This is a genomic window from Collinsella sp. An2, from assembly GCF_002160065.1.
Classification (GTDB): domain Bacteria; phylum Actinomycetota; class Coriobacteriia; order Coriobacteriales; family Coriobacteriaceae; genus Limicola.
In genome coordinates, this window is sequence record NZ_NFJW01000010.1 from 1 (window position 1) to 24,895 (window position 24,895).

Annotated in this window: 24 protein-coding genes, 5 tRNA genes and 1 pseudogene; all 30 read right to left on the reverse strand. The window is 63.4% G+C overall.

Going from position 1 to position 24,895, the window contains the following annotated elements:
• Positions 1 to 383 (reverse strand): annotated as a pseudogene (locus B5F33_RS07225) (hypothetical protein); the annotation flags it as partial.
• Positions 384 to 551: 168 nt separating this feature from the next.
• A complete protein-coding gene (locus B5F33_RS07230; protein WP_087411209.1) occupies positions 552 to 1,076 on the reverse strand; it encodes an adenine phosphoribosyltransferase in 525 nt (174 codons plus the stop codon).
• A gap of 39 nt (positions 1,077 to 1,115) precedes the next feature.
• Positions 1,116 to 1,985 (reverse strand): MerR family transcriptional regulator, encoded by an 870-nt coding sequence (locus tag B5F33_RS07235; protein ID WP_087411141.1) that lies wholly within the window; start codon positions 1,983 to 1,985, stop codon positions 1,116 to 1,118.
• A 2-nt stretch (positions 1,986 to 1,987) separates the two neighbouring features.
• Positions 1,988 to 2,392: an FHA domain-containing protein gene (locus B5F33_RS07240; protein ID WP_087411142.1), complete on the reverse strand. Its 405-nt coding sequence runs from the start codon at positions 2,390 to 2,392 to the stop codon at positions 1,988 to 1,990.
• Positions 2,393 to 2,483: 91 nt separating this feature from the next.
• A complete protein-coding gene (locus tag B5F33_RS07245; RefSeq protein WP_087411143.1) occupies positions 2,484 to 3,200 on the reverse strand; it encodes a CDP-alcohol phosphatidyltransferase family protein in 717 nt (238 codons plus the stop codon).
• 133 nt (positions 3,201 to 3,333) lie between these two features.
• Positions 3,334 to 3,410 (reverse strand) — tRNA-Pro (locus B5F33_RS07250).
• Positions 3,411 to 3,490: 80 nt separating this feature from the next.
• Complete coding sequence (gene coaBC / locus B5F33_RS07255; RefSeq protein ID WP_087411144.1) at positions 3,491 to 4,699, reverse strand: bifunctional phosphopantothenoylcysteine decarboxylase/phosphopantothenate--cysteine ligase CoaBC; 1,209 nt, start codon at positions 4,697 to 4,699, stop codon at positions 3,491 to 3,493.
• Position 4,700: 1 nt separating this feature from the next.
• Positions 4,701 to 5,414, reverse strand: a complete 714-nt coding sequence (locus B5F33_RS07260) for a hypothetical protein (RefSeq protein ID WP_087411145.1) — start codon at positions 5,412 to 5,414, stop codon at positions 4,701 to 4,703.
• Complete coding sequence (locus B5F33_RS07265) at positions 5,411 to 6,220, reverse strand: Nif3-like dinuclear metal center hexameric protein (protein ID WP_087411146.1); 810 nt, start codon at positions 6,218 to 6,220, stop codon at positions 5,411 to 5,413. The genes B5F33_RS07260 and B5F33_RS07265 overlap by 4 nt, the downstream gene beginning before the upstream one ends.
• 9 nt (positions 6,221 to 6,229) lie before the next feature.
• Positions 6,230 to 7,399 carry a cysteine desulfurase family protein gene (locus B5F33_RS07270; protein WP_343215925.1) on the reverse strand — a complete coding sequence of 390 codons (1,170 nt, stop codon included), beginning with the start codon at positions 7,397 to 7,399 and terminating at the stop codon, positions 6,230 to 6,232.
• Positions 7,396 to 8,082 carry a ribulose-phosphate 3-epimerase gene (gene rpe / locus B5F33_RS07275; RefSeq protein WP_087411148.1) on the reverse strand — a complete coding sequence of 229 codons (687 nt, stop codon included), beginning with the start codon at positions 8,080 to 8,082 and terminating at the stop codon, positions 7,396 to 7,398. Before rpe ends, B5F33_RS07270 begins: the two co-directional genes overlap by 4 nt.
• A gap of 35 nt (positions 8,083 to 8,117) precedes the next feature.
• Entirely contained in the window at positions 8,118 to 9,125 is a 1,008-nt protein-coding gene (locus B5F33_RS07280; protein WP_087411149.1) for an NAD(P)H-dependent glycerol-3-phosphate dehydrogenase, read from the reverse strand.
• The gene (gene plsY / locus B5F33_RS07285) at positions 9,122 to 9,817 is read right to left on the reverse strand and encodes a glycerol-3-phosphate 1-O-acyltransferase PlsY (RefSeq protein WP_239284930.1); all 696 of its coding nucleotides are present in this window, start codon (positions 9,815 to 9,817) and stop codon (positions 9,122 to 9,124) included. The genes B5F33_RS07280 and plsY overlap by 4 nt, the downstream gene beginning before the upstream one ends.
• Positions 9,814 to 11,154 (reverse strand): ribosome biogenesis GTPase Der, encoded by a 1,341-nt coding sequence (der, locus tag B5F33_RS07290; RefSeq protein ID WP_087411150.1) that lies wholly within the window; start codon positions 11,152 to 11,154, stop codon positions 9,814 to 9,816. Before der ends, plsY begins: the two co-directional genes overlap by 4 nt.
• A gap of 3 nt (positions 11,155 to 11,157) precedes the next feature.
• A complete protein-coding gene (locus B5F33_RS07295; RefSeq protein WP_087411151.1) occupies positions 11,158 to 12,582 on the reverse strand; it encodes a DUF512 domain-containing protein in 1,425 nt (474 codons plus the stop codon).
• Positions 12,579 to 13,427, reverse strand: a complete 849-nt coding sequence (locus B5F33_RS07300) for a 4-hydroxy-3-methylbut-2-enyl diphosphate reductase (RefSeq protein ID WP_204214459.1) — start codon at positions 13,425 to 13,427, stop codon at positions 12,579 to 12,581. Before B5F33_RS07300 ends, B5F33_RS07295 begins: the two co-directional genes overlap by 4 nt.
• 2 nt (positions 13,428 to 13,429) lie before the next feature.
• Positions 13,430 to 14,155, reverse strand: a complete 726-nt coding sequence (locus B5F33_RS07305) for a lysophospholipid acyltransferase family protein (protein WP_087411153.1) — start codon at positions 14,153 to 14,155, stop codon at positions 13,430 to 13,432.
• Positions 14,152 to 14,838 carry a (d)CMP kinase gene (gene cmk / locus B5F33_RS07310; protein WP_087411154.1) on the reverse strand — a complete coding sequence of 229 codons (687 nt, stop codon included), beginning with the start codon at positions 14,836 to 14,838 and terminating at the stop codon, positions 14,152 to 14,154. The genes B5F33_RS07305 and cmk overlap by 4 nt, the downstream gene beginning before the upstream one ends.
• Complete coding sequence (locus tag B5F33_RS07315; protein WP_239284933.1) at positions 14,822 to 15,694, reverse strand: pseudouridine synthase; 873 nt, start codon at positions 15,692 to 15,694, stop codon at positions 14,822 to 14,824. The genes cmk and B5F33_RS07315 overlap by 17 nt, the downstream gene beginning before the upstream one ends.
• Positions 15,684 to 16,394 carry an SMC-Scp complex subunit ScpB gene (scpB, locus tag B5F33_RS07320; protein WP_087411155.1) on the reverse strand — a complete coding sequence of 237 codons (711 nt, stop codon included), beginning with the start codon at positions 16,392 to 16,394 and terminating at the stop codon, positions 15,684 to 15,686. Before scpB ends, B5F33_RS07315 begins: the two co-directional genes overlap by 11 nt.
• Positions 16,395 to 17,201, reverse strand: coding sequence for a segregation/condensation protein A (locus B5F33_RS07325; protein ID WP_087411156.1), 807 nt, complete (start codon positions 17,199 to 17,201; stop codon positions 16,395 to 16,397).
• A 71-nt stretch (positions 17,202 to 17,272) separates the two neighbouring features.
• A complete protein-coding gene (locus tag B5F33_RS07330) occupies positions 17,273 to 17,947 on the reverse strand; it encodes a site-2 protease family protein (RefSeq protein WP_087411157.1) in 675 nt (224 codons plus the stop codon).
• A gap of 8 nt (positions 17,948 to 17,955) precedes the next feature.
• Complete coding sequence (locus B5F33_RS07335) at positions 17,956 to 18,252, reverse strand: hypothetical protein (protein ID WP_087411158.1); 297 nt, start codon at positions 18,250 to 18,252, stop codon at positions 17,956 to 17,958.
• Complete coding sequence (locus B5F33_RS07340) at positions 18,239 to 20,257, reverse strand: ABC-F family ATP-binding cassette domain-containing protein (protein ID WP_087411159.1); 2,019 nt, start codon at positions 20,255 to 20,257, stop codon at positions 18,239 to 18,241. The genes B5F33_RS07335 and B5F33_RS07340 overlap by 14 nt, the downstream gene beginning before the upstream one ends.
• A 91-nt stretch (positions 20,258 to 20,348) precedes the next feature.
• Positions 20,349 to 20,423 (reverse strand) — tRNA-Val (locus tag B5F33_RS07345).
• A gap of 553 nt (positions 20,424 to 20,976) precedes the next feature.
• Positions 20,977 to 21,052, reverse strand: a tRNA-Ile gene (locus B5F33_RS07350).
• Positions 21,053 to 21,095: 43 nt separating this feature from the next.
• Positions 21,096 to 21,171 (reverse strand) — tRNA-Ala (locus tag B5F33_RS07355).
• A 465-nt stretch (positions 21,172 to 21,636) separates the two neighbouring features.
• A tRNA-Ala gene (locus B5F33_RS07360) sits at positions 21,637 to 21,712 on the reverse strand.
• Between the two features lie 190 nt (positions 21,713 to 21,902).
• Positions 21,903 to 23,606: a proline--tRNA ligase gene (locus B5F33_RS07365; protein WP_087411212.1), complete on the reverse strand. Its 1,704-nt coding sequence runs from the start codon at positions 23,604 to 23,606 to the stop codon at positions 21,903 to 21,905.
• Positions 23,607 to 23,829: 223 nt separating this feature from the next.
• Entirely contained in the window at positions 23,830 to 24,891 is a 1,062-nt protein-coding gene (gene ispG / locus B5F33_RS07370; RefSeq protein ID WP_087411160.1) for a flavodoxin-dependent (E)-4-hydroxy-3-methylbut-2-enyl-diphosphate synthase, read from the reverse strand.
• Positions 24,892 to 24,895: the final 4 nt, after the last annotated feature.

Genomic DNA, 24,895 nt, shown 5'->3' on the forward strand with positions numbered 1-24,895 from the left:
AAGGCGGGCAGCGACCGCTCCATGACCTCGAGGAGCCGGTGGCGCATCGAGAAGCTCGTCCGCAGCGACACGCCGCAGGCCGCCGCGCAGTCCCTGAGCGTGGCGCCCGAGACCATGAGCGCGGCGTACTCCGCCCAGGTCGGGGCCTCGAGCTTGCTCGACGCGAGCACGCTGCCGGTCGTCCCGCGGAAGGTCCTGCCGCACCCGCGGCACAGCCAGCGCTGGGCGCCGTCGGCGTCGCGGCCGCGCCTCACCACGCGCGGGCACCCGCACCTCGGGCAGCACGGGGCCTCCTCCCCGCCCCCCGCCGCGTCCTCCTCCATGACGGCGAGCAGGGCCTCGAGCGCCGACCGCCTGTCGTCGCCCCTCATCGCCCTGAACATGCTCTCCCAGCCCATCGCGGACATCGCGGACCCCTCTCTCCCCGGGAACACCTTCAGGGGAGAGGCTACTCCGCCGTGCGGACGAAAATACAAATAGAGGGTTAACACAGCCATGACGTCAAAGAAAAGCCCCGCCGGGGCGGGGCAAAGCATGCGATAAAACGGCTGCTAGTCGACCGAAACGAGGCTAAAGACCTCGTGTCCTTCGGTCTCAAGAACGTTGCGCGGGTGCAGGAAGGAAAGTTCGAGGATGCACCCGTAGCCAAGCAGCGTCGCTCCGGTCTCCTGGACAAGCTTGCCGACGGCGGCAAGGGTGCCGCCGGTAGCGATAAGGTCATCGATCACGAGCACGCGGTCCTCGGGGGTCAAGGCATCGGCGTGAATCTCAAGCGTGTCGGTGCCGTACTCGAGCTCGTAGCTCATGGAGATGGTCTTGCGAGGCAGCTTGCCAGGCTTGCGGGCCGGTACAAAGCCGGCACCAAGCTCAAGGGCGACCGGAACGCCAACCATAAAGCCGCGCGCCTCGGGGCCGATGACCTTCGTCACGCCAAGCTCACGGAAATGATCGGCAAGTGCGTCGACCGTAGCACGAAGCGCCTCGGGATCGGCGAAGAGCGGCGTGATGTCCTTAAAGATCACGCCAGGCTCCGGGTAGTCGGGAATGTCCACGATCCGTGATGCGATATCTACCATCTTGTTCATACTCCCTTGGTCTCAGGTCGTCTGAATTTGCTACCGGCTGCGACGCGTAGTGCCAGACGTGGTTCGCTGGCGCTTGCTCAGGGGTTCGATGCCTCCGCTTGGCGGCTTCTGCGCGTCACGCGCGGCGTCGCGAGCCGCCTCGGACCGGGTGATCTCGTCATCGATCTGGTCGACGTCGGCATCCTCGACGACGGCATGCAGCGATTCGAAGACACGGTTCTTCAGAAGCGCTGTCTGGACGCCGTCGGTAAGGTCGTGGAGTTTTTTGAACGCGCGCTCAAGCTTGGCGTCGCGGTCCTCATCGCTCGTGTCCATGCCCAGCATGCCGATCAGCACCTGCTCGAACATCGTCGACTCGCGGTTGGCGGCAAGCACGTACTGGCGAAGGTTCCTGGGCTCGATATGGAAGCGTGACAGCTCGGAGCAGTAGCGGATGATCTCGAAGTCGCGGCCGTCGATGAGCTCGCGGTTCTTGGGGCTCTTTACGATGCGCACGAGGTCGTTTTCGGCCAGCGAGCGGACGAAGGAGATGCTAACGCCCAGAAGGTCGGGGATGTCCTCGATAGGGTGCAGCTTCTGCTTCGTCTCCTTGGGCTGCTCCTTGATGGGAACGTCCGAAAGGAGCCCGACCTCGTACTGCAGGGTGCTGAGGTCCGTGGCGCTATCCAGTCGCTGCTTGATGACATTCAGGGGCATGTAGCGCGTCTTTTGGAGATGTAGGATGACTTCGAGCCGGTCGATATCCTCCTTGGAATACTGGCGGTATCCCTTGGGGGTGCGATGCGGGGTTATCAAGCCCTCGTCTTCCAAAAAGCGAATCTTAGAGTTCGAAAGGTCTGGATACGATCCACGCAACAGATTGACGACCTGGCCGATGCTGTAGTAGTTGCGTTCGGCCAAGCCTATTCACCCGTTTCGATGCGCTCCGGCTTGCTTTCATGGTAGATCAGCGTGAAGGTGCCGATCTGCACGGACGAACCGTCATGGAGCGGTGCCGAGTTGACGATGGCGCCGTCGACCCACGTGCCGTTGAGCGAGCCGAGGTCTTCGATCACCGCGCCGCTCGGCGTGCGGAGAATCTTGGCATGGCTGCGGGAGACGGTCATGTCGTTCAAGAAGATGGCGTTCGCGGGGTCGCGCCCAATCGTGGTCTCGGTGTCGACAAGCTCAAAGGTGTTGCCGGTCTGCGGCCCCTTGATGATGGAGAGCACGGGATTGGAAATGCGGGCGCTCCTCATGAGGTCGGGTGCGGTGGCATCGTCTATGGGCATGCGAAAGACACGCGTGGAATCAGTCTGGTTGGACATTGCTACCCCTATCGAACATACCCGGCGACATCCGGGCGGAAAGCTTTACGTTCCATTCTACCCCAAAGGCATCACAGGCCGGCTGCAAGGCTTAGGAGGTCTCCTCCGACTCCACGATTTCGGGGTTGAGGAAGTCGATGTCCTCGTCTTCGGGGTGGTCGATGGCATGCTTGATGGCTATCGCTCCCTTGATGGTGTAGATAACCGCGGTGAGCAGGGAGCAGATGATACCGAGGTAGATAAAGAAGATGCCCAGCGGAGCCGAGCTGCCGTTGAGGCCGGGAAGGGCGGAGACGCCGGGGAACCACGAGAGGCCGTCAACCACGGGCAGACCCAGCAGCATGAGCGAGAATCCCGTCATGAGGAGCGCCGTGGCGGCCTTGCCGGTGTAGACGACGTCGATGGGGCGCTTGTGGAAGTGGCGGACAACCAGGTTGCCGCAGGCAAGGTAGACGTCACGCCCGATGACAAGAATGCACATCCACAGGGGAAGCTCGCCGCGGGCAACAAGGCCCAGCACGCCGGTGAAAAGCAAGGCGCGGTCGACGATGGGGTCCATCATCTTGCCAAGCCAGCTGACGGTCTTCGTCATGCGGGCGATCTGGCCGTCCAGCCAGTCGGTGGAGGCGGCGACGGCATAGATGGCAAGTGCTACGTAGCGGTTGAAGTCGGTGACGAACAGGTACAGGAACACCACGGTAAGGACAAGCCGTATCGCGGTGATGCAGTTCGAAATGGTGAAAATCTTATTGGAGGGATAGTCGGAGGTGCCGATGAGCTCCCGTCTGATCTTCTTCTTGAGACCCACGCTACTCCCCTGTCGCTCGTTTCGTGCACGCTAGGGCATGTACACACTAGGGCTACTATACCCACTGCGTAGGGACGAACAGCGACGAATGCTGTATACGAAAAGGGCGCCATAAAGGCGCCCTGCAAGCTTCTGGTCGGGACGACTGGATTCGAACCAGCGACCCCTTGACCCCCAGTCAAGTGCGCTACCAAGCTGCGCCACGTCCCGAAGCAAACGCTGTTGTCCTGAACAGCAAAAGATACTTTACTCAACTCGTCCGCTCGATGCAAGGACTTTTTTGCGCAATCTTACAAATCGTATGCGCGGCGCAGGACGGCGCGGGCAAGGTCCGCCTTGGCAAGCGTCGGCAGCTCCTCCGCTCCGTCGCTGGTAACCCACCATGCCTTGTCGGTATCCGAGCCGAATCCGGAGTCCGCGCGCGAGACATCGTTGGCAACGATCGCGTCGCATCCCTTGCGCTCAAGTTTGGCTTGGGCGTGCTCCAGGAGGCGGTCGGTCTCGGCGGCAAACCCGATGACGCGTCGGCCCCCTTTATGGGCAGAGATCTCGCCTAGGATGTCGGGGGTTTGGACGAGCTCCACGGAATCGAGCGGCTCGGCAGACTTCTTGAGCTTGTGGTCTGCGGGGTGAGCCGGGGTATAGTCCGCGACGGCGGCGGCGCAGATGACGATGGTGCTCGCGTCAAAGGCGTCGATCACAGCGTCGTGCATCTGCTGTGCGGTCTCGACCGGAATGCAGGTCACGCCGCGCGGAGGCTCAAGCGAGGTAGGGCCAAGCACCAGGGTTACCTGGGCGCCCATGTCCCGTGCCGCCTCGGCAAGGGCGATGCCCATCTTGCCTGAAGAGCGATTGCCGATGTAGCGCACCGGATCGATGGGCTCATGCGTGGGGCCAGCCGTGATGAGCACGCGCTCCCCTGCCAGAAGCTTGGCGTCTGGCGATGAGGAGCGGGCAAGAACGTCAAGGGTCGCCTCGACGATCTGCTCGGGCTCGGCAAGGCGGCCTTTGGCGACGTCGCCACATGCCAGATAGCCCTCGCCAGGCTCGACCACGTTGACGCCTCGACGACGGAGGGTCTCAAGGTTCTCCTGGGTGGCCGGGGCCTCCCACATCCCTACGTTCATGGCCGGTGTTACCACGATGGGAGACGGGGTGGCGAGCAACGTCGTCGACATGAGGTCATCGGCGATGCCGTGGGCCATCTTGGCAAGGATGTTGGCCGTGGCTGGCGCAACAAGTACGACGTCCGCCTCTTGGGCGAGCGAGATGTGATGAATGGGGTCCTCGGGGTCGTCGAAGAGGCCGACCGCGACCTTCTCGTGCGTGAGCGACCGGAAGGTCGTAGGCCCCACGAATTTTGTCGCATGCTCGGTCATGAGCACCTTGGCGCGGCATCCACGCTTCTGCAGCAGGCGAACGATCTCGCATGCCTTATACGCGGCGATGCATCCCGTCACACATACCAGGACGCAGGGCTCATCCGTCCGATCGGACATCTTAGGCCTCCTCGGTCACGATGAGCATGCGATGGCAGTACGGGCAATGCGTGATGCCTTCGACGCGCGAAAGGTCGGCGAGCGAGGACTCGGTAAGCGTCATGCGGCAGGTGGAGGGCACGGCGCCCACCAGACGCTCGACCGCAAGGCCGTTGAAGCGCTTGAGGCAGCGGTCATACTCGGCAAGGATGTCTTCGGGAATCCGCGCACGAAGGGCGGTCTGGCGACGCTCCGCCTGGTCAATGTCCGCCTGGATGGATTGGGCCTTGTTACGAGCTGCCTGGGCGTCGGCCTTGATGGCGCGCTCGCAGCGGGAGAGGAAGTCGGATGCCTGGGCCTCCTGCTCTTTGACCTCGGCGAGGTTGCGCAGATGCTCCTCGCGGGCAAAGGCGATCTTGTCGAGCTCCTTGGCAAGGTTGGACAGGTCGATCTCGAGCTGCTGGACAGCGTCGTAGTCGGAAGGGTCGACGCATCCGCGCTGGACGTCTTCGACGGCCTGCTTGCAGTCGCGTTCGTCTTCCTCGAGCTCTGCGAGTTCCGTCTCGAGGTCTTTGCGACGGCCTACGATGCGCAGGGTATCGTCCTTGACCTTGAGATACGCCTTGCGCTTGCGCGCAAGTGCCTTGATTTCGGGCAGGTCGGCAAGATCTGCCCGGCTACGGGCCAGCGCGAGATCAAGCTCTTGCAGATCAAGCAGGTCTGTTCCAACGCTCATGAGCGCACTCCTTCGTTCGTCGTCCACCATTGGCGGGGGCAATCCATTGTAGCGATGCTGGCGGCTTCGATGCCGGCCGACTCGGCGGCCACAGAAAGGATATCTACAAACGGCTGCTCGGAGCGATCGTGCCCCAGCAGCACGACGCTGCAGCCGCGAAGCGCAAGGTCCTGGCAGACGTGATAGCCGGCCTCGCCGGTCACGACCACCTGCGCGCCCGCGGCAAGGGCGAGCTCGCCTAAGTCTCCAAGTGAGCCACCGAGAACCGCGGCACGCTCGATCTGCTGCGCGGGGTCTCCCCACACGCGAGGCGTGGTTCCAAAGGCCGTCGCGCAGCGCTGGGCAAGCGTTTCGAGGGCGCACGGCTCAAGCGTGCCCACGGCGCCAAGCCCGGCAAGCGTGTCGTCGTCGGGATGCTCAAGCGAACCTTCCGGCGTCACGCCCGCGAGTGTAGCAAGGTGGGCGCGGGCCTCGCGGGAGCGATCGAGGTTCGTATGAAGCGAGATCACCGAGACACCGAGGCGTGCTGCCGCAAAGACGGCAGACGAGCAGGCGACATTTGTTGCCGAAGGAGCCGGCTCGAAGCTTGCCGGCGCCTTTATGTAGACAGGGTGATGCGTGAGCAGGACGTTGGCACCCATGGCCGCGGCGGCCTCGACGTTGGCGAGCGTGGGGTCTAGCGCGACGGCGATGCGGCCCACCTCCTGAGCCGGATCTCCCACCGAGAGGCCTATGTGGTCCCACGACTCGGCCGTATCGGCTGGAAAGCGCTCGAGCAGGCGTTCCAGAAGTGTTGCGACGTTCACGATCGTCTCCTATCCAATGAGCTTGGCCAGGGCATCGGCAAACGCATCGAGGTCGTCCGAGCGCACGCGGTCGTCGAACGAGATGCGCAGCGACCCCTGGGCGGCCGCCGCATCCATACCCATGGCAGTGAGTACGTGGCTCGCTGCGGTACTGCCGCTCGAACAGGCGGAGCCTGCCGATACTTCGAACCCGGCAGCGTCAAGCCGAAGCACCAGGGTCTCGGAGTCCCAGCCGTCTACGTAGATGGAAACGATTCCGGGCAGGCGGTCTTGAGAGAGGATGTCCGGCACCGTTGGATGAATCTTGGGATGCGCGCAGAGCGTGCGATAGAGGCTGGCGGAAAGCTCCATGAGGCGTGCATGGTCTTTTGGAAGCCGCTTGGCGAGAGTATCGGCAGCCGCGGCGAGCGCGACGATGCCTCGGAGGTCCTGCGTGCCCGCTCGGCGTCCCGCCTCCTGTCCCCCGCCGAAAACGCGGGGACGCAGGGGCGTGCGGCCTTTTAGGTAGAGAAAGCCCGAGGCAACCGGTCCGCCGATCTTGTGCCCGGCGACAGACAGGGCGTCGATGCCAAGGCTGCAGACATCGATAGGCATATGGAGGTATCCCTGAATCGCGTCGGCATGAAAGAAGGCTCCGACACCATGGGCGAGCGTGGCAAGCTCTTGGGTGGGCTGCACGACGCCGGTCTCGTTGTTGGCAACCATGATCGAGACGAGCGCGACGTCCGTATCGAGGGCATCCGCCAGTCTTTCGGATCGAACCGTGCCGTCGCGATCGGGGTCGACGACCGTGACGGAAAAGCCGGCCTCGCGCAACAGCGGCAGGTTGTCGAGAATCGCATCGTGCTCGATGGACGAGGTGATCACGCGCGTGCGCTTGCGGTCGCGTGCCCGAACGCCTTCAGAGATACCGAGGAGGGCGAGCTGATCGGACTCGGTGCCGCCGCCCGTGAAAATGACCTCGCTGGGGCGAACGCGACCGCCGAGGGTCTTTGCGATGACGCGGCGGCAGCGCTCGAGCTCTTGTGCCGCCTGCCTGCCGAGCGTGTGGAGCGAGTTGGGGTTCGCGCCGGCGATCGGCGAGGCATCGTAGACGCGCTGGGCCTCGATCGCCTCGGGGCGCATGGGCGTCGAGGCGGCGTAGTCAAGCAGAACGAGATGGTCGGGCACGGTGCTCACTGCACGTTCCATGCTGCAAGGCCGGGCGTGCCGAGGGTGCGTAGGCGCGTGACCTCGGAGGCGGGGTCATCCGACTTGAAGACGGCCGAGCCGGCTACGATGACGTCTGCGCCGGCTGCCACGACGGTCTCGACGTTGGCAGCGGATACCCCGCCGTCGACCTCGATGAGGGGCTCGACGCCGTGCTCGCGCGCCATGGCGCGCACCTGGCGAATCTTGGAGAGGGTGGTCTCGATGAAGGACTGACCGCCGAAACCGGGGTCGACGCTCATGAGGAGGACCATATCCACGTCCTCGATGATGCTCTCGAGGACGCAGGCGGGGGTGCCGGGATTGAGCACCACGCCCGCCTGCGCGCCATGTGCGTGCACCTGCGAGACGATGCGGTGCAGGTGGCGCGCAGCCTCGTAGTGAACCGTGACCATGTCGGCGCCGGCATCAAGGTACCAGCCGACGGTCTCGTCGGGGTTAGTGACCATCATGTGCACATCGAGCGGAACCGAGCTTGCGCGCTTGCAGGCGCGCACCGTGTCGACGCCAAAGGTGAGGTTGGTCGTGAAATGCCCGTCCATAACATCGATGTGGATGAAGTCGGCGCCGGAGATGGCGTCGAGGTCGCGACCAAGATGCAGCAGGTCAGCGGACAAGATGGACGGTGCGATGCGGACGACGTGGTCTGCCATGGATGCTCCTTTCGCGGGCGACGGTGGTGCGGGAATTAGCGGTCGAGGCCGTAGAACTCTTCGTTCGGGATGCGGTCCAGCAAGAGCCGCAGGGCCTCTTCAAGTCCGACGCCTTGATAGAGCGCCGACTCGAGCGCGAACGTGATGGGAGCGTCGACGCCCAGCGAGCGGGCGAGCTGGGCGGTGCTGCGGGCAGCGGCGGCGCCCTCGACGACCATGTGCGTACGGCGCTGATAGTCCTCTAGGCTCTCGCCGTGGGCAAACGCGACGCCGAAGGAGCGGTTGCGCGAATGCGGCGAGGTGCAGGTGGCCACGAGGTCGCCCATGCCGGCAAGTCCCATGCAGGTGATGGGCTCACCACCTCGGGCGTTGACGATGCGGCTGATCTCGGCCAGGCCGCGGGTCATGATGAGGGCGAGTGTGTTGTCGCCATAGCCGGCGCCGGCAGCGATGCCGCAGACGATGGCGATGACGTTTTTCACCGCAGCGCAGGTCTCGATGCCCACCATGTCGCGCGTGACATAGATGCGGAATTCCGGCGAGATGAGCAGCGTGCGGAAGAACTCAGCGACCTGCGGGTCTTCCGAGGCCACGACGGCGGCCGAGAGGCTTCCCTTGCAGATCTCTTCGGCGTGGTTGGGGCCCGAGAGTGCGGCGACGCGTTCGGGGTGGCCGATCTCGTCGGCCACGACCTCGCTCATAAGCTTGCCGGTCCCCTCTTCGATGCCCTTCGTCAGGCAGAGGACGGGCACGTCGGCAGGAATAGAGGGGGCCGCCCCACGAATCGTGGAGCGCAGGAAGGGCGAAGGCACGACGACAATGATGCCGTCCGCCTCGGCCAGTGCCTCCTCATAGGAGCCGCTGGCGCAGACGTTGTCAGGCAGCGTGTAGTCGGTCAGATAGAGCGGGTTCACGTGGCGTTCGTTGATGCCCGTCGTGGACTCTTCGTCGTGCGACCACAGCGTTACGCGGTCGGCACGCGCCGCGGCGACGCCGGCGATCGCGGTACCCCACGAACCGGCTCCGATCACGGTGATGTTCATCGAGCGTCCTCCTTCTTGCTGCCAAACGAGAGCTTGGACTCGTTGCCATGCACAAGCTTCTTGATGTTGGAACGATGCGCCCACACGACGAGGATAGCGAGCACGGCAAACGCTACGCGCATCTCGATGGAGGACGCGGGATACCAGAACCAGATAAGAAACGGCAGGGAGATGGCCGCGAGCATGGAGCCAACCGAGACGTAGCGGGTGATGATGACACCGATAAGGAACGGGACCCACAGCGACAGGCCGACCGGCGGGATGAAGGTGACACAAACGCCGAAGCCGACTGCGATGCCCTTGCCGCCCTTGAAGTGAAGGTACGGCGTGAACATATGGCCCGCGAGCGCCGCGACACACACGAGAGACAGCGCCCAGTCACAGGGCTGGCCGGCATCGAGCAGCGTCGGCGAGGGGTCGCAGAACATCGCCATGACGGTGCGCGACGCAAGCACGCAGACGACGCCCTTGAGCACGTCGCACAACAGGGTGAGCGCGCCCATCTTGGCGCCGCCCACGCGCAGGGCGTTCGTGGTGCCGATGTTGCCGGAGCCCGACTTGCGGATGTCTCCTTTGCCAAAAAGCTCGCCGAAGATGAATCCGAAGGGGATGCCGCAGATGAGATAGGTCACAAGCATGCAGCCGACGGTGACGCCCACGGTGATGGGCATGCTGGGATTGAATGGCATCATGCCCGCTCACTTCCCTCGTCCTTGGTCTTTGCACGGAAGCGCAGGCGCAGCGGGGTTCCCTTGAAGTCAAAGCTCGCACGCATGCGGTTCTCGACGTAGCGGCGATAGGAGTCGGTCACCAGGTCGGGATGGTTGACAAAGAACGTGAAGGTGGGCGGCTTTGTGCCCGTCTGGGTGACGTAGTGCATGCGCAGACGGCGTTTGCCGTCCACGATGGTGTGGCCAAACTCGCGCAGGTCAGTCAGGAACTGGTTGAGCTTCGAGGTCGAGACCTTCGAGGCACGCTTGGCGGCAGCGTCGTCGACCAGTGCCCAGATCTTTTCCACCGAGCGTCCCGTCAGCGCCGAGATGCGCAGGACCGGCGCCCACGTGGCAAACGTGAGTCTGCGGTCGACGGTCTCGAGGACGTGCTCACGCTCCCGCTCCTCCTTGAGCAGGTCCCACTTGTTGAGCAGCACCACGAGGGCGCAGCCGCGGTCGATGGCGAGGTTCGCGACCTTCTGGTCCTGTTCGGTGACGCCCACGGTCGAGTCCACGACGAGCAGCGCGACGTCGGCACGGTCGATGGCGCGCAGGCCGCGCACCATGGAGTAGTACTCGATGTTCTCGTAGACGGTGCTCTTCTTGCGGATGCCGGCAGTGTCAACCATGCGGTAGTGGCGCCCGTCGCGCTCAACGATGGTGTCGATGGCATCGCGCGTGGTGCCGGCAACGTCGGACACGATGGAGCGGTCGGAGCCGATGACCTTGTTGAAGAGCGACGACTTGCCTGCGTTGGGGCGGCCGATGATGGCCACGCCGAGCGCGTCGGGGAACTCATCGACCTCTTCGGTGTCCTCGGGAAGCAGCGGCACGATCTTGTCGAGCAGGTCGCCCGTGCCGTGACCGTGGTGCGCCGAGATGGGCATGGGGTCGCCGATGCCAAGCGAGTAGAACTCCCAAAGAAGCTCCTGCTCGCGTGCGGGGTTGTCGAGCTTGTTGACCAGGAGGAACGTGGGCTTGTGGACGCGCTTGAGCAAGCGGGCGACGGTCTCGTCCTCTTCGGTGACGCCGGTGGTGCCGTCCACGACGAACAGGATGACGTCGGCTTCCTCGGCGGCGGCCAGCGCCTGGTCGCGAATGGAGGTGGAGAAGACGTCCTCGCTCTTGAGCGGCTCGATGCCGCCGGTGTCCACGAGGGTGAACTCGCGTCCGTTCCAGTCGGCGTCATGATACGAGCGGTCGCGCGTGACGCCGCGGCTCTCGTGCACGATGGCGTCAGATGTCTGGGCAAGCCTGTTTACCAGGGTCGACTTGCCCACGTTCGGGCGACCGACAACGGCTACGATGGGTTTCATGCATCACTCCTTGGCAGTATGTACGTGCGCAGCGAGCCCCAGGGCGCCTTCGAGGGCGCACAGAAGGTCGGTAGGCATCGTTGAGGCGATATGGGTCTCTGCGCCGCGTGTGGTGAGGTCGGCGACGAGCCGCTTTTGATGATAACCGTCAAGCGTCAGGGCGTCGGCGTTGAACATGACCTCAGGCACAAAGAGCATAACCCCTCCCAGGTCGTCGTCGAGCTGGGCAAGGAGGTCTTCGCCGCAGATGAGTCCGGTCACGTCGACGTTGCCGCCGAAGTAGTTGTTCTTGATGCCTGCGACGCGCCCCTCGAGCGGTTTGGCCTCGACAAAGCCGGCGATGATGTCCCGTGCCGCCATGCCCGAGACCACGACGAGCCGCATGCCGCGCCGGTCGAGCTCAGAGCGTACCGCAGAAAGCCGCTCCTGCTCGGCTTCCTGCACGGCGCGGGTCTCGTCAAGGTAGGTGCGCACCATGCCGATGCCGTCGTAGTACTGCGGGTAGCCGTCGTAGTGCTCCGCGGCGGGCGGCTCGATGCCGGCGTCCAGATAGAACTCATCGGCGAGCTGAAAGACGGTGCGTCCACACGCGGCACGCATGCGCTCCTGGTACGGTTCGACCTGCGCGATGACGGCGCGTGCCGCGGCAGGGTCGTCCGAGTACGACGAGGTGAATCGATGCTGGAAGCGCGTATAGCCAAGCGGTACGATGCCGAGGCTCGTGATGGCGGGATGCTCCTCGCAGTAGGTAAGCGTGCGCTCAAGCTCTTCGCCGTCGTTTATGCCGGGGCAGAGCACGATCTGGGCGTGGACCTCGATGCCGGCGGCCATGATCTGCTCGAGCACCTCCATGCCGCGCCCCGCGTTCTTTCCCATAAGGCGACGGCGAACTTCGGGCGTGACCGCATGGAGCGACACGTTCATAGGGCTCAGGCAGTGGTCGATGACGTCGGCCACGTCCGAGTCGTCCATGTTCGTGAGCGTTACGAAGTTCCCCTGTAAAAAGCTCAGTCGGTAGTCGTCGTCGCGGATGTAGAGAGTTCCACGCATATGCTTGGGCAGCATGGTCATGAAGCAGAACACGCAGGCGTTGACGCAGGTGCGCATGCCGTCGAAGACCGCGCCGTCAAACTCCAGGCCCCAGTCCTCCCCCGGCATGCGTTCAAGCTCGCAAGGGCAGACCGTTTCGTCGGACGGGTCGAAGACCTCAAGCTCAACGGTCTCGTCATCGGCCTCCCACAGCCATACGGTCATGTCGGTGAGCGGGCGGCCTGCAACCGTGAGAACGCGCATGCCGGGCTCGATGCCGGCGTCATAGGCCGGAGAATCGGGCCGCACGGCCACGACGAGGGCGCCACGCGAGGCGTCGGCGTCGCGGGTCCTGCCGTAGTCGGCACCCGTCTTGGCATAGGGCGTGTTCGCGGTCATGATCGCTCCAGAATGGCTTGGATGCGCTCGCAGGTGCGGTGGATATGGGACGAAGGCGTTGACGCGCCGGCGGTGACGCCGATGTTCTGAGACGTTGCAAACCAGGCGTCTTCAAGCTCGTCTGCATCTTCGATGTGATGCGTGTTGTCGCAGCGCTCTGCGCAGATCTGGGCGAGCCGGCGGGTGTTGGCGGAATTCTTGCCGCCAACGACGACCATGCAGTCGCAGGTGTCGGCAAGCTCCGCCGCGGCGCGCTGCCGTTCGCTCGTTGCCTCGCAGATGGTGTTGACCACATGGAGCTCGGATACACGCGGCGCGATCGCTGCCACGACATCGCTCAAGGCGGATGCGGTCTGAGTGGTCTGCACCACGACGCCCACTTTTTGGGCAAGGTCGATCTGAGTGAGGTCGGCAGGGGTCTGCACCACGACGGCGCCCTCCCCGGCCGCGCCCAGGATGCCCTCGACCTCGGGATGGCCTGCCTCGCCGACAACGATGAGCTGACAGCCATCGGCAACCAGGCGACGCGCGGCGTGGTGCACTTTCTTGACGTAGGGGCAGGTGGCGTCGATCACGTTCAGGCCCTTGGCGCGAGCCGCGTCGATGACCTGCGGAACCACGCCGTGGGTGCGGACGATGACCGTGCCGTCCGAGACGTCGTCGACGCTCTCGACGACGTCGACGCCCGAGGCTTCAAGGTCGGAGACGACTAGAGGGTTATGGATGAGCGGACCCAGGGTATGGACGGGTCCCTGGGCATCCCGCGCAGCGGCAAACGCCTTCTCGAGCGCTCGCTCAACGCCGTAGCAGGCGCCGGCGTAGGCAGCGACGCGCACGGTTGCCACCGCTATCGCCTCCCCGGATGCTCGACGCGCAGCTCGTCACGGATGGCGTACATGCGCCGGATCGCCTCGTCCTCGACCCACTGCAGGCGCTCCTTACGCTTGAGGTCGCGCGGGGCGTCGTCAAGATGCACCGGCTCACCGACGCGAAGCCACGTCTTCACGGGACGCATGAGGTGGTGTCCGTCACGGGTGATGTCGCGAAAGCCGCAGACGGCCATCGGCACGATGTCGGCCTTGGCCATGCTCGCAATGAGGGCGAAGCCTCCGTGGACCTCGACCTTTTGGTCATCGGTGCGGATGCGCGTGCCCTCCGGATAGATGAGCACGTCCTCGCCGCGCTGGAGCGCGTGCTGGGCGCGGCGAAGCGACTTCATGTCGGCCGTGTCACGCTCGACAGGAATGCCTCCGACGCGGGCAAAGAACCAGCGCACGATGGGGTTCTTGTTGAACTCGGACTTCATGATGGGGCGCACGCGCCTCCCTTGCCGCACGATATGGGTCACCGTGACGACGACCTCGGCCATGGAGGTGTGGTTGGAAATGATGACCGAGCCGGTCTTCCCTTTGGGGACGAGCTTCTCGGTGTTGTCAACCTTCCAACGCCACATGACCTTCGAGAAGATGTACAGGACGGCGATGACGACGTAGTAGAGGATGCGTATGGGCAGCGCGTTTTCGCGCATGCCCTGGTCGTAATAGTGGTCCTCGGTCTGGAAGAGCTTGATCATGCTCGCTGGGCCTCCTCGATAAGGGCAGAGATCTGATCCACGACCTCTTCGATGGAATAGGCGGTTGAATCGATGCGCACGGCGTCTGCGGCGGCTACGAGCGGCGCCACGTCGCGCGAGGCGTCCAGGGCATCGCGCCGCTCGATGGAGGCGAGGGTCTCCGCGATCTCTGGTTCGAGTGCGGAGAGGTCGACCTGTTCGCCTTCATGGCGCTGGAGGACGCGACGGCGTGCGCGTTCGCGTGGGTCGGCGGTGAGGAACACCTTGACGTCGGCATCGGGGAACACGACCGTGCCGATGTCACGGCCCTCCGCAACCACGTCGTGCTGGCGTGCGACTGCACGCTGGGGAGCGAGCATCGCTACACGGACGTCGGGATAGGCAGAGACCTTCGAGACGCCGGCGTCGACCTCTGGCGTGCGAATCTGGCTCGAGACGTCCTCGCCGTCCAAAAAGACACGCGTCACGCCGCCCGGCTGGGGCTGAAAGACGATGTTGACCAGACGGGCAAGGTGGCAGACGCCGTCCTCGTCGGCAAGGTCGATGCCGCGGCTCAAGGCGGCAAACGTCACCGCCCGGTACATGGCCCCGGTGTCGAGCTTTTCGAACCCGTGCCGACGGGCGATCTCGCGGGCAATGGTCGATTTTCCAGAACCTGCAGGTCCATCAATGGCGACGATCACGACGCCCCTCCCCTCCTGACGCGCTGCCCGATGCCGCGCGCCGATCACAAATCGTATCGGTGGCCGAACCCACAGTCGCGTGCTTAAGCGCCTGGATTTCGGCGTCCGAGAGTTTTCTCCAGCTTCCTTCGGGAAGACCTTTGAGCTCGAGCGGGCCAAACCGAGGCCTGTGAAGGCGAAGCACCGGATGATGGATGGCGCCGAGCATGCGCTTCACCTGGTTTTTCCGCCCTTCCCGAATGATGACCTCGACACAGCTCGTGCCGCTCGGCACGCCGTCCGGCCAAACGGGGCGAGTGGCGGACGGACGCAAAAGGCGGCAGCGTGCCGGCTGGCACGGACCGTCGTCGAGCATGATGCCCCGCCTCAGTGGTTCGAGCTCCTTGTCCGAGACGTTGCCGTCCACATGGGCGATATAGGTCTTCTCGACGTGGCCTGAAGGGTGAAGCAGCACGTTTGCAAGGTCGCCGTCCGTCGTAAAGAGCAACAGGCCGGTGGTGTCCTTGTCGAGCCGGCCGACCGGAAAGAGCCCGGGATAATCGTCCCGCGGCACAAGGCTTGCCACGCAGGGTCTTCCTTGCGGATCGCTCATGGTGGTGAGGAATCCCGCGGGCTTGTTGAGCATGAGATAGACCGGGGACGCGGCAAACGATACCGGTATGCCGTCGACCTCGACATGGTCGCGGTCGGGGTCGACCTTCGTACCGAGCTCGGTCGCGACCTGTCCGTTCACCGTCACGCGACCGGCTGTCATGAGGTCTTCGGACCCGCGCCTGCTCGCCACGCCCGACCGCGCGAGAAAGCGCTGCAGGCGCATGGTGCGCGGATAGTCGTTTTGTTCGGTGTCAGGCGTCATGGTCGTCGTCCGTCGCATCGCCGACGATCATGAGGTCATCGTCATCGTCGTAGTCGTCTTCAAGCAGGTCGCGCTCTTCTTGGAGGTCGCTCTCCGTCTCCTCGAGCGTCGATTGGATTGAGCGGCCCGACAGGCGCTCGCGGATAAACTGGCGGGACTGTTCGTCCGGAGCGAACTGCTCAAGGTCGGGCAGGTCCTTGGTGGAGCGCAGGCCAAACTTCTCGAGGAAGGCGTTGGTGGTTCCGTAGAGGATCGCCTGGCCGTGCTGTGCATCGCGACCCAGCTCGCGGACGAGCCCTTTATCCACAAGCGACGAGATAACGCCGTCGGAGTTGACGCCGCGCACGCCCTTGACCATCTCGCGGGTGACCGGCTGGTGATAGGCGATCACGGCAAGGGTCTCGAGCGCGGCCTGGGAGAGCTTCTGGGTATCCCAGGAAAGCACGTAGGTCTCGACCTGGTCGTGATAGGCGGGGTGCGTGAAGAGGCGCCATCCGCCGGCAACCTCGCGCAGCTGGAAGCCGCGGTTGGCCTCGCGGTATTCGACGCTCAGCTCGGCTAAGAGTGAGGCGGCCTCGCCCGGCGTGATCGAGAGGGCCTGCCCCAGGGCGCTTGCGCTCACGGGGTCGCTTGAGGCCAGCAGCAGGGCCTCGAGGGCGCCTTTTAGCGAGTCGGGTTCGAGTCGCTCAAGATCTTCCATCTACTCCTCCTCCAGAGAGAGGTCCTCACCGGGATGGTACTCCGGCGCACCCTCGACGCGATCGATATCGATGGTGCCAAAGAGCTCGTCTTGACGCAATGTCACCGATCCGCGCTTGGCGAGTTCCAGCATTGCCAGGAAGGTGACAACCACCTGGCTCACGTCGGAGCCGTCGTCGAGCAGGTCGCGGAAGGTAAGGTGCGGACGCGCGATGGTGAGACGGTCGACCGAGGCAACCGTGAGCTCGAGCGGGACGCGATGCGGCGCCACGTGCTCGGCTTCGAGCAGAAACGTCTCGCGCCGGCTGTCGAGGTCGGCGCAGATCACGGCAAGGCCGCGCAGCGTGATGCCGGCAAGATAGTCCGGCATGAGGTTCAAGAACTCCGGATCGGGTCCGGCGACGCGCGGGTGCATGCGGCTTTCGGCCTCCATGCGCGCGCCAAGGGCGGCTGCGGCCCCTTTGAACTGTTTGTAGGCGATCAGCCGTTGGATCAGGACCTCGCGCATGGCGTCGCCATCGAGGTTGGAGAGCTCGTCGAGCTCCTCGTCGTCTTCGTCGTCGCGATGACGGTCGGTGTCATCCGGCACGAGCGAGGCGGCCTTGATGTCCAGCAGGGTCGCGGCGACAAGCAAAAAGTCGCTAGCGACGTCCAGGTCGAGGGCCTCGAGTCGCTCAACTTCTTGGAGGTACTGCTCGGCGACCTCAGAGATGGAGATGGCCCCGATATCGACCTTTTGGCGGGATACCAGCTGCAACAGCAGATCGAACGGCCCGGAATAGGCTTGCGTGGACACTCGATACGACAACGCGCCCTCCTTTCCTCGACCGTCTGTGTGACGCAACCGTACAGTTTAGCGTATGTGCCGTTTGGCACGCGTCATGCCATGGCGAAATCGAGGAGCAGGTTGGCAAGCGGGTAAACCGTGTAGTCGAAATAGATGCCGACGATATCGATGTGCAAGACCATGGGGAGTAGATAGAGCACCACGATGAGGATGGGCATGGCGTATTGCTGGAGACGGTAGTAGCTCTGCAGCGCCTGGCCTTTCAAGAAGAGCACGAGCACAGACGAGCCGTCGAGCGGCGGCAGCGGGATGAGGTTGAAAAACGCCAACGACAGGTTGACGACGATGCTTGTGACACAGAGCTGCATTACAAGGTTTGCTACAGCAAGGCTCACCACGCCGGAGGATGCGGCGGGCATGAGGGCGCGAAGCAGCAGGGCGAACACTGCGGCAAGCAGGATGTTGGAGGCAGGCCCCGCGAGCGCGACGATCACCTCGTCGCGTTTGGGATGCTTGAGGTTGCCCAGATAGACCGGCACGGGCTTCGCGAATGCGAAGACGGGACCGCCGGCAAGGATCATCAAGAGGGGCAGCAGGATGGTGCCGAAGGGGTCGATATGGTTGAGTGGGTTCAGCGAGACGCGGCCGCGGCTGCGCGCCGTTGAGTCGCCCAAGGCGTAGGCGGCAAGGGCATGTGCGCTCTCATGGACCACGATGCCCACGATGACGGCAAGGGCGTTGATGATGAGATATTGGATCTGATTCACGGGGACTCCTAGCGTAGGGCGCGCGCGATGCGGGCGCATAGGTAGTCAAGCAGAAAGAGTATGACGGCAACGATGGTGAAATCCAGGCGGAACACGCCTCCAAATGGCGACGAGATGACGCCGTAGCCGGCGATGATCTGCGGTATGGCGCGCGACAGGTCGGTCACGAGCCCCACGATGCCGATGCGTGCGGCAAGGCCCGAGAAGCAGAGCACCACCACAAGGGCGCACATGGCGATCGCGAGCACGCGCAGGGCATATGAGATCAGAGTGAGCGCCACGGCGGCGGCTCTACGCACGTCCACGTTCGGTCTCCTCCTCGATAGTCGTGGAGAGTTCGAGCCATTCGTCCTCGAGGGTCGAAATGGTCTTCTTGAGGCCGTTGTACTCGGAGAGCGCCTCGGCAAAGCGGTCCTGGTCGGCGTAGAGCTCCTCGGACGCCATGAGCGCCATGAGCTCGTCGTAGCGGGCGCGCTTCTTTTCGAGGTCGGCTTCGACCTTCTTTAGGCGGTCGCGGGTCTTCTTGAGCCTGCGGTTGAGCTCAGCGCGGGCCTCGGCCTCGGCGCGGCGCTGCTCCTTGGTCTTTTTGCCCTCATGCTGCGGCGTCGCGGACGACTGTGCCACCTGCTTGGAGCGGGTGCTCGCGGCGGTCGTCGCCTGTGCCTGGCCGGCGGCCTCCTGGGCCGCACGCGCAGCGAGGTCCTCGCGCTTGAACAGGTAGTAGTCGTAGTCGCCATCGATCACGGTCATCTTGCCGTCGCGGATGTCCACGACGCGGTTCGCGACCGCGCGCACAAGGTGCTCGTCGTGGCTGATGAGCACGATCGTGCCCGGGAAATTGCGCAGCGCGTTCTCGAGCATATCGACCGAGTCGATGTCCAGGTGGTTCGTGGGCTCGTCCAGGCACAAAAGCGCCTCGGGCGCCACGAGCATCTTGGCGAGTGCAAGACGGGCCTTCTCACCGCCCGAGAGCACGCCGACGCGCTTATCGACGTCCTCTCCCGAGAACAGGAAGGCGCCGAGGAGGCTGCGCTGCTGGGGCACGGTCCACGTGGGTGCAACCGAGTCGATCTCCTGTAGGACCGTGTTGGACTCCTTCAGGCCTTCGAGCTGATGCTGGGCGTAATAGGCCACCCCGACGTTCACGCCGAGCTCGCGCGTGCCTGCCGTGGGCTGCTCGATGCCGGCGAGAATCTTCATGAGCGTCGACTTGCCCGCGCCGTTGGGGCCTACGAGCGCCACGTGGTCGCCACGATAGAGCGTGAGGTCGATACCGTCGTAGATATGGTGGTCGCCATAGCTTTTCACCACGCCTTCGAGCTTCACAACCGTATCGCCCGAGCGCGGCGGGTCGGGAAACTTGAAGTCGACGTGCTTGTGGCCCTCGGGAAGAATCACGAGCTCGTTTTTAATCTGCTCGATGCGCCGCATGCGCTCCTGGGCCTGCGCGGCCTTGGTGGGCTTGTAGCGGAACTTGTCCACGAAGACCTGCATGTGTGCAATCTCGCGCTCCTGGGCAGCACGCTTGGCGCGCATCTGCTCCAGGTTGTCTTCGCGCTGCTTGAGGTAGGCGCTGTAGTTGCCGGTGTAGGTCGTCACGCGGCGATTCTCGATTGCCGCCACATGGTCCACGCAGGCGTCCATGAAGGCGCGGTCGTGGGAGACGATGAGTACGGCGCCCTCGTAGTTTGCAATGAAGCTGCGGAGCCACTGGACGCTCTCGAGGTCGAGATGGTTGGTGGGCTCGTCAAGCAGCAGCAGGTCCGGATGGCGCAGGAAGAGCTTCGCCAACGCGATGCGCATCTGCCAGCCGCCCGAGAACTCGCGACAGGGCTTGTCGAACTCGTCGACGGGAAAGCCGAGGCCGGCAAGGATCTGGCGGGCATTGCTGTCGAGCTCATAGCCGCCCAGGCGCTCAAAGCGGTCCTGGACCTGTCCGTATTCTTTCATGAGGGATTCGGGTACATCGCCACGCTCCCCCGCTTCGGCAATCTGGAGCTGAAGCTCCTCGGCGCGCTCGCCCAAGGCCTTGATCTCCACCGCCGAGGCGGTCACCTCGTCGATGACGGCGCGGTCGCTGGCGAGATTCGTCTCCTGCTCCAGGTAGCCCACGTTTACATCTTTGGCAAACGTGATCGTGCCGGCGTCGGGGGCGTCGATCCCCATGATGATCTTGAGAAGGGTCGTCTTGCCTGCGCCGTTGGGGCCTACGAGGGCGAATCGGTCGCCGGGGTTCACCTGAAAGGAGGCTCCCGTAAAGAGCGTACGGGCTCCAAAGCTCTTTTCGATCTTGTCGACGTTCAGAATCATGGCAACTCTCTCCAGAACGACCAGCGTGTGGTGTCGCAGCGTGATAGATAACAAAAAGGCCGAGGATTGCTCCCCGGCCCCGTTCTGTTGATGGTGGGCGTTACAAGATTTGAACTTGTGACCCCATCCGTGTGAAGGATGTGCTCTACCCCTGAGCCAAACGCCCTTGTGCCTTTCGGCGAGAGAAATACTAACACAGAACTATGAGTGCGCCAACCGAGAATTTTCTCAGACGAAAAGTTATGGAGACTCCTTCGATAGCGTACATGTGAAGTGCTCCCGACGTTGACGCTTGTCCACTTAACGTCAACGCTCAGTAATGTTCAAGAATCGGAGTCAATTTTGAAGCATAACTGAGCGTCGGCGAAATTCGGGGTCGTCAATGCTCAGTTTTGTATGTCTCGTCCCCGCACATTGCCGTCGGTGTGCCTCGTCCTCGCTTCTCGCTGTCGGTCGGTATGCTTCGTCCCCCATCTCTTCCCGTCGGTTTGCATCGCCCATTGTCCTTCGCCGTCGCTATGCCCTAGCCATCTCTATCGTTTGTCCCTCTTTGCACTTTGGAATGCGGGGTGACTGTTGTAGTCCCGAGCGGACGAAGTTTAGTGGCAGGTGTCTCACCAACGCGGTATCTGTGTCATGCCAATGATTGTTTCCTTCATTGCACTCGATACCTGGGTCGCATAGCAAAAAAGCCCCGCAATCGCGAGGCTTTGAATAGTTGGTGGGCCCTGGGGGATTCGAACCCTCAACCCAGGGATTATGAGTCCCCTGCGCTAACCGTTGCGCCAAGAGCCCGTATATGAAAACAGCCTCTGTAGAGAGGCTGTGTATCATACGATGGTGGAGACGAGGGGGATCGAACCCCTGACCTCTTGACTGCCAGTCAAGCGCTCTCCCAGCTGAGCTACGCCCCCATCTGGTGCGGGAATTACTATACGGGATGCTCCGAATGAATGCAAGAACTTTTCAATAAACTTTTTCTGAGAGCTTGCTCGGCTTGTGGACTGTTGGATGTGCTGCAGCACGTTCAAAAGAGCTGGTATCCAGGTTGTGCGGCAATGTACACGCTGAATTCTATATTGGAGCAATACACACGCTTGGAGGTGGTAAAAACGGCCTTGAGCGTGTGGATTGCTACAGAACAATCAATAGCTGAATCTCAAGCGTGTGATATGCCACAAAACACAGGTGGCAGCCTATCGCAGATTCATTATTTGTCTTACAACCTCCCCACCAATCAATATCTATGGAGAGGCTAGGCGATCGGCTTCGGTGCGTATCGAAGGATGTGTACCGATCATGCCTATAGGAAGGCACAAGGATGAACAGGCGCTAAACAAAAAGGACCTCGCAGAAGCAAGGTCCTTATCAGCTACAAGTGGTGGAGACGAGGGGGATCGAACCCCTGACCTCTTGACTGCCAGTCAAGCGCTCTCCCAGCTGAGCTACGCCCCCAAGCAACGGAAAATACTATACGGGATTCGTATCGGGTGTGCAAGAGAAAAGTTGAGGCAATCGCAAACTTTGTTCTCGCACGGGCCGTGTCGAAAGATGAAATCCCCAGCACGACCCGTATACCACGATGTTTCATGGCCGGGCAGACGAGAGCCCCAGCCGCTATGCGCCACGCGCAGGTGACCAAGCGCTATCGGCACTCCCCCGCAATGCGCTCGGCGAGTTGGGCTACGACAGTATCGAGGGCGATGTCCTCGCGCTCCCCGGTGGCACGGTCCTTGAACTCGACCGTGCCATTTGCAAGGCCGCGCTTGCCTACGATGACCTGATACGGGAAGCCCATGAGGTCGTTGTCGGCGAACTTCACGCCCGGGCGCTCGGCGCGGTCGTCGAACACGACCTCGACACCGGCAGCGGCCAGCTCATCGGCGATGCGCGCAGCCTCCTCGAATGCTTCGCCCTTCTTGTCGAGCGCGATGACCGAGACCTCGTAGGGAGCCACCGAGACGGGCCAGATGATGCCGTTTTCGTCGTTGTGCTGCTCAACGATAGCGGCCAGCGTACGGGACACGCCCACGCCGTAGCATCCCATGAGGAACGGCTTCTCCTCGCCGTTCTCGTCGGCGAAGGTGGCGCCCATGGCGGCGGAGTACTTGGTGCCAAGCTGGAAGACCTGCGAAACCTCGATGCCGCGTGCGCCCGACAGCGGACGGCCGCAGTGCGGGCAGGGGTCGCCAGCCTTCACAGTCACCAGGTCGGCCCATTCGTCGACCTCGAAATCGCGGTCCGGGCAGGCGCCCGTGAAGTGGTAGTCCACCTCGTTGGCACCGCAGGCCCACTTCTTGGACTCGCGCAGGCTCTCGTCCACCACCAGACGGATGCCGGCGGGCAGGTTCACCGGCCCGATGAAGCCCTTGAACAGGCCGTTGGCCTCAAGCTCTTCGTCGGTCATCATGTGGTAGGCGCCGAAGAGGTGCTCGGCTTTGACCTCGTTGAGCTCGTGGTCGCCCGGGACGATGCATACGACCGGCGTGCCGTCCTCGGCGATGAGCGCGAGCGATTTGCGGGTGCCGTTCTCCGGGAAGCCGAAGAACGCGGCGACCGCCTCGATCGTCCCAAGGCCGGGGGTGTGGACCTTCTGCAGGGTGCCGTCGCCGGGGCCCTCGGTGACGGGGACCGTCGTGGCGGCAGCCTCTTCGTCGGCGGCGAACCCGCACTCGTCGCAGTAGACGAGCGCCGCTTCGCCGGCGTCGGCCAGCGCCATGAACTCGACGGAGGTGTCGCCGCCGATCTGGCCGGAGTCCGCGACGACGGGCAGGGCGTGCAGCCCGCAGCGCTCGCAGATGTTCGCATACGCCTGCTTCATGGCGTCGTAGGTCTCCTGCAGGCTCTCCTGCGTGGCGTTGAAGGAGTAGCCGTCCTTCATGATGAACTCGCGGCCGCGCATGAGGCCGAAGCGGGGGCGCATCTCGTCGCGGAACTTGTCCTGGATCTGATAGAGGTTCACCGGGAGCTGCTTGTAGCTTCTGAGCTCGTTGGTGATGAGCGAGGTGACGGTCTCCTCGTGCGTGGGCCCGAGCACGAAGTCGCGGTCGTGGCGGTCGTGCAGGCGCATGAGCTCGGGGCCGTAGGCGTCCCAGCGACCACTGTCGCGCCACAGTTCGGCGTCGGTGAGGATGGGCATGAGCAGCTCCTGGGCGCCGGCAGCGTCCATCTCGTCGCGCACGATGTCCTCGATCTTGCGCAGGGAGCGCCAGGCGAGTGGCAGGTAGCTGTAGAGGCCGGCGGCCTGCTTGCGGATCATGCCGGCGCGCAGCAGCAAGCGATGGCTCGCGAGCTCGGCCTCGGCGGGATCCTCCTTCAGGGTGGGCGCATAGAGATTCGACATCTTCATGACGCGGTTGGTGAGGGACATGTGTTGCTTCTCCTCATGATTGTCGTGTTCGCATACGGGGGATATGGTAGCGCATCTTGCGCGCGTCTGGCCATGTGCCACCGGGTTTGCCATTGGGGACGGGTACAGTTGGCAAACGGAGCGGCGGAGCTGCCCTGTCTGCCAACTGTACCCGTCCCCAATGGCAAACCGTACCCGTCCCCAATGGCACAATGGCGGATGGTTACAGCTTGTCGATTTCTGCCATGAGGGCATCGACGATTTCATCCTCGCGGATCTTGCCAACGACCTCTCCATGCTTGAAGAGCAGGGCGGTCCCGCGGCCGCAGGCAACGCCGACATCGGCGTCCGAAGCTTCGCCCGGGCCGTTGACCACGCAGCCCATGACGGCGACAGAGATCGGTTTGGTACAGCTTTGCAGGCGCTCTTCCACAGCCTTCGCGATGGGAATGAGGTCCACCTGCGTGCGCCCGCACGTCGGACACGAGACGAGTTCGGGCCCACGGCGCCGAATGCCCAGGCACGAGAGAATGCCCCAGGCGACGGGCGGCTCCTCAACAGGATCGGCGGTTAGCGACACCCTAAGGGTGTCGCCGATACCCTCGGATAGCAGCACGCCAAGGCCCACGGCGCTCTTGATGGTTCCCTGCTGCACCGTTCCCGCCTCGGTCACGCCAAGGTGCAGCGGAATGTCGGGAAGTTCACGCGACAGGGAACGATAGGTCTCGATGGTCGTGGGCACGTCGTGCGCCTTAGCGGAAAGCACGATATCCGAGAAGCCGCGCTTCTCGAAATGCCGCACAAACCGTATGGACGAGGCAACGAGCTTCTCTGGCAACGTGAGGTCGTCGCGTTCGGCCACCTCCTGCTCAAGCGAGCCAGCGTTCACGCCGATTCGGATGACCGCTCCGGCAGACCCGGCAGCATCGATGACGGTATCCACACGTGACCAGTCGCCGATGTTTCCTGGGTTGATGCGCAGTTTCGCCGCGCCGGCGTCGATCGCAGCAAGGGCGAGGCGATAATCGAAATGAATGTCGGCAATGATGGGAACAGGGCTCTCCGCGCAGACACGTGTAAAGCTGGGAATCGCCTCGCGCGACGGCAAGGTGACGCGCACCAGGTCACATCCCGCATCGACAAGTGCTTGCACCTGAGCGAGTGTTGCCTCGGCATCTGAGGTCGGTGTGCACGTCATGGATTGGACGCGCACCGGCGCGCCACCACCCAGAGATACACCACCAATTGAGAGGCGACGGGTCTTTTCGCGCGGAAGCTTGTCCATACAA

Coding starts and splice junctions, on each gene's coding strand:
- B5F33_RS07340 (WP_087411159.1), bottom strand. CDS start 20,257: ATGATTCTGAACGTCGACAAGATCGAAAAGAGCTTTGGAGCCCGTACG.
- B5F33_RS07260 (WP_087411145.1), bottom strand. CDS start 5,414: ATGAGCGTTGGAACAGACCTGCTTGATCTGCAAGAGCTTGATCTCGCG.
- ispG (WP_087411160.1), bottom strand. CDS start 24,891: ATGGACAAGCTTCCGCGCGAAAAGACCCGTCGCCTCTCAATTGGTGGT.
- rpe (WP_087411148.1), bottom strand. CDS start 8,082: ATGGCAGACCACGTCGTCCGCATCGCACCGTCCATCTTGTCCGCTGAC.
- coaBC (WP_087411144.1), bottom strand. CDS start 4,699: ATGTCCGATCGGACGGATGAGCCCTGCGTCCTGGTATGTGTGACGGGA.
- B5F33_RS07315 (WP_239284933.1), bottom strand. CDS start 15,694: ATGACGCCTGACACCGAACAAAACGACTATCCGCGCACCATGCGCCTG.
- B5F33_RS07305 (WP_087411153.1), bottom strand. CDS start 14,155: ATGATCAAGCTCTTCCAGACCGAGGACCACTATTACGACCAGGGCATG.
- B5F33_RS07280 (WP_087411149.1), bottom strand. CDS start 9,125: ATGAACATCACCGTGATCGGAGCCGGTTCGTGGGGTACCGCGATCGCC.
- B5F33_RS07240 (WP_087411142.1), bottom strand. CDS start 2,392: ATGTCCAACCAGACTGATTCCACGCGTGTCTTTCGCATGCCCATAGAC.
- plsY (WP_239284930.1), bottom strand. CDS start 9,817: ATGATGCCATTCAATCCCAGCATGCCCATCACCGTGGGCGTCACCGTC.
- scpB (WP_087411155.1), bottom strand. CDS start 16,394: ATGGAAGATCTTGAGCGACTCGAACCCGACTCGCTAAAAGGCGCCCTC.
- B5F33_RS07295 (WP_087411151.1), bottom strand. CDS start 12,582: ATGACCGCGAACACGCCCTATGCCAAGACGGGTGCCGACTACGGCAGG.
- der (WP_087411150.1), bottom strand. CDS start 11,154: ATGAAACCCATCGTAGCCGTTGTCGGTCGCCCGAACGTGGGCAAGTCG.
- B5F33_RS07230 (WP_087411209.1), bottom strand. CDS start 1,076: ATGGTAGATATCGCATCACGGATCGTGGACATTCCCGACTACCCGGAG.
- B5F33_RS07365 (WP_087411212.1), bottom strand. CDS start 23,606: ATGAAGATGTCGAATCTCTATGCGCCCACCCTGAAGGAGGATCCCGCC.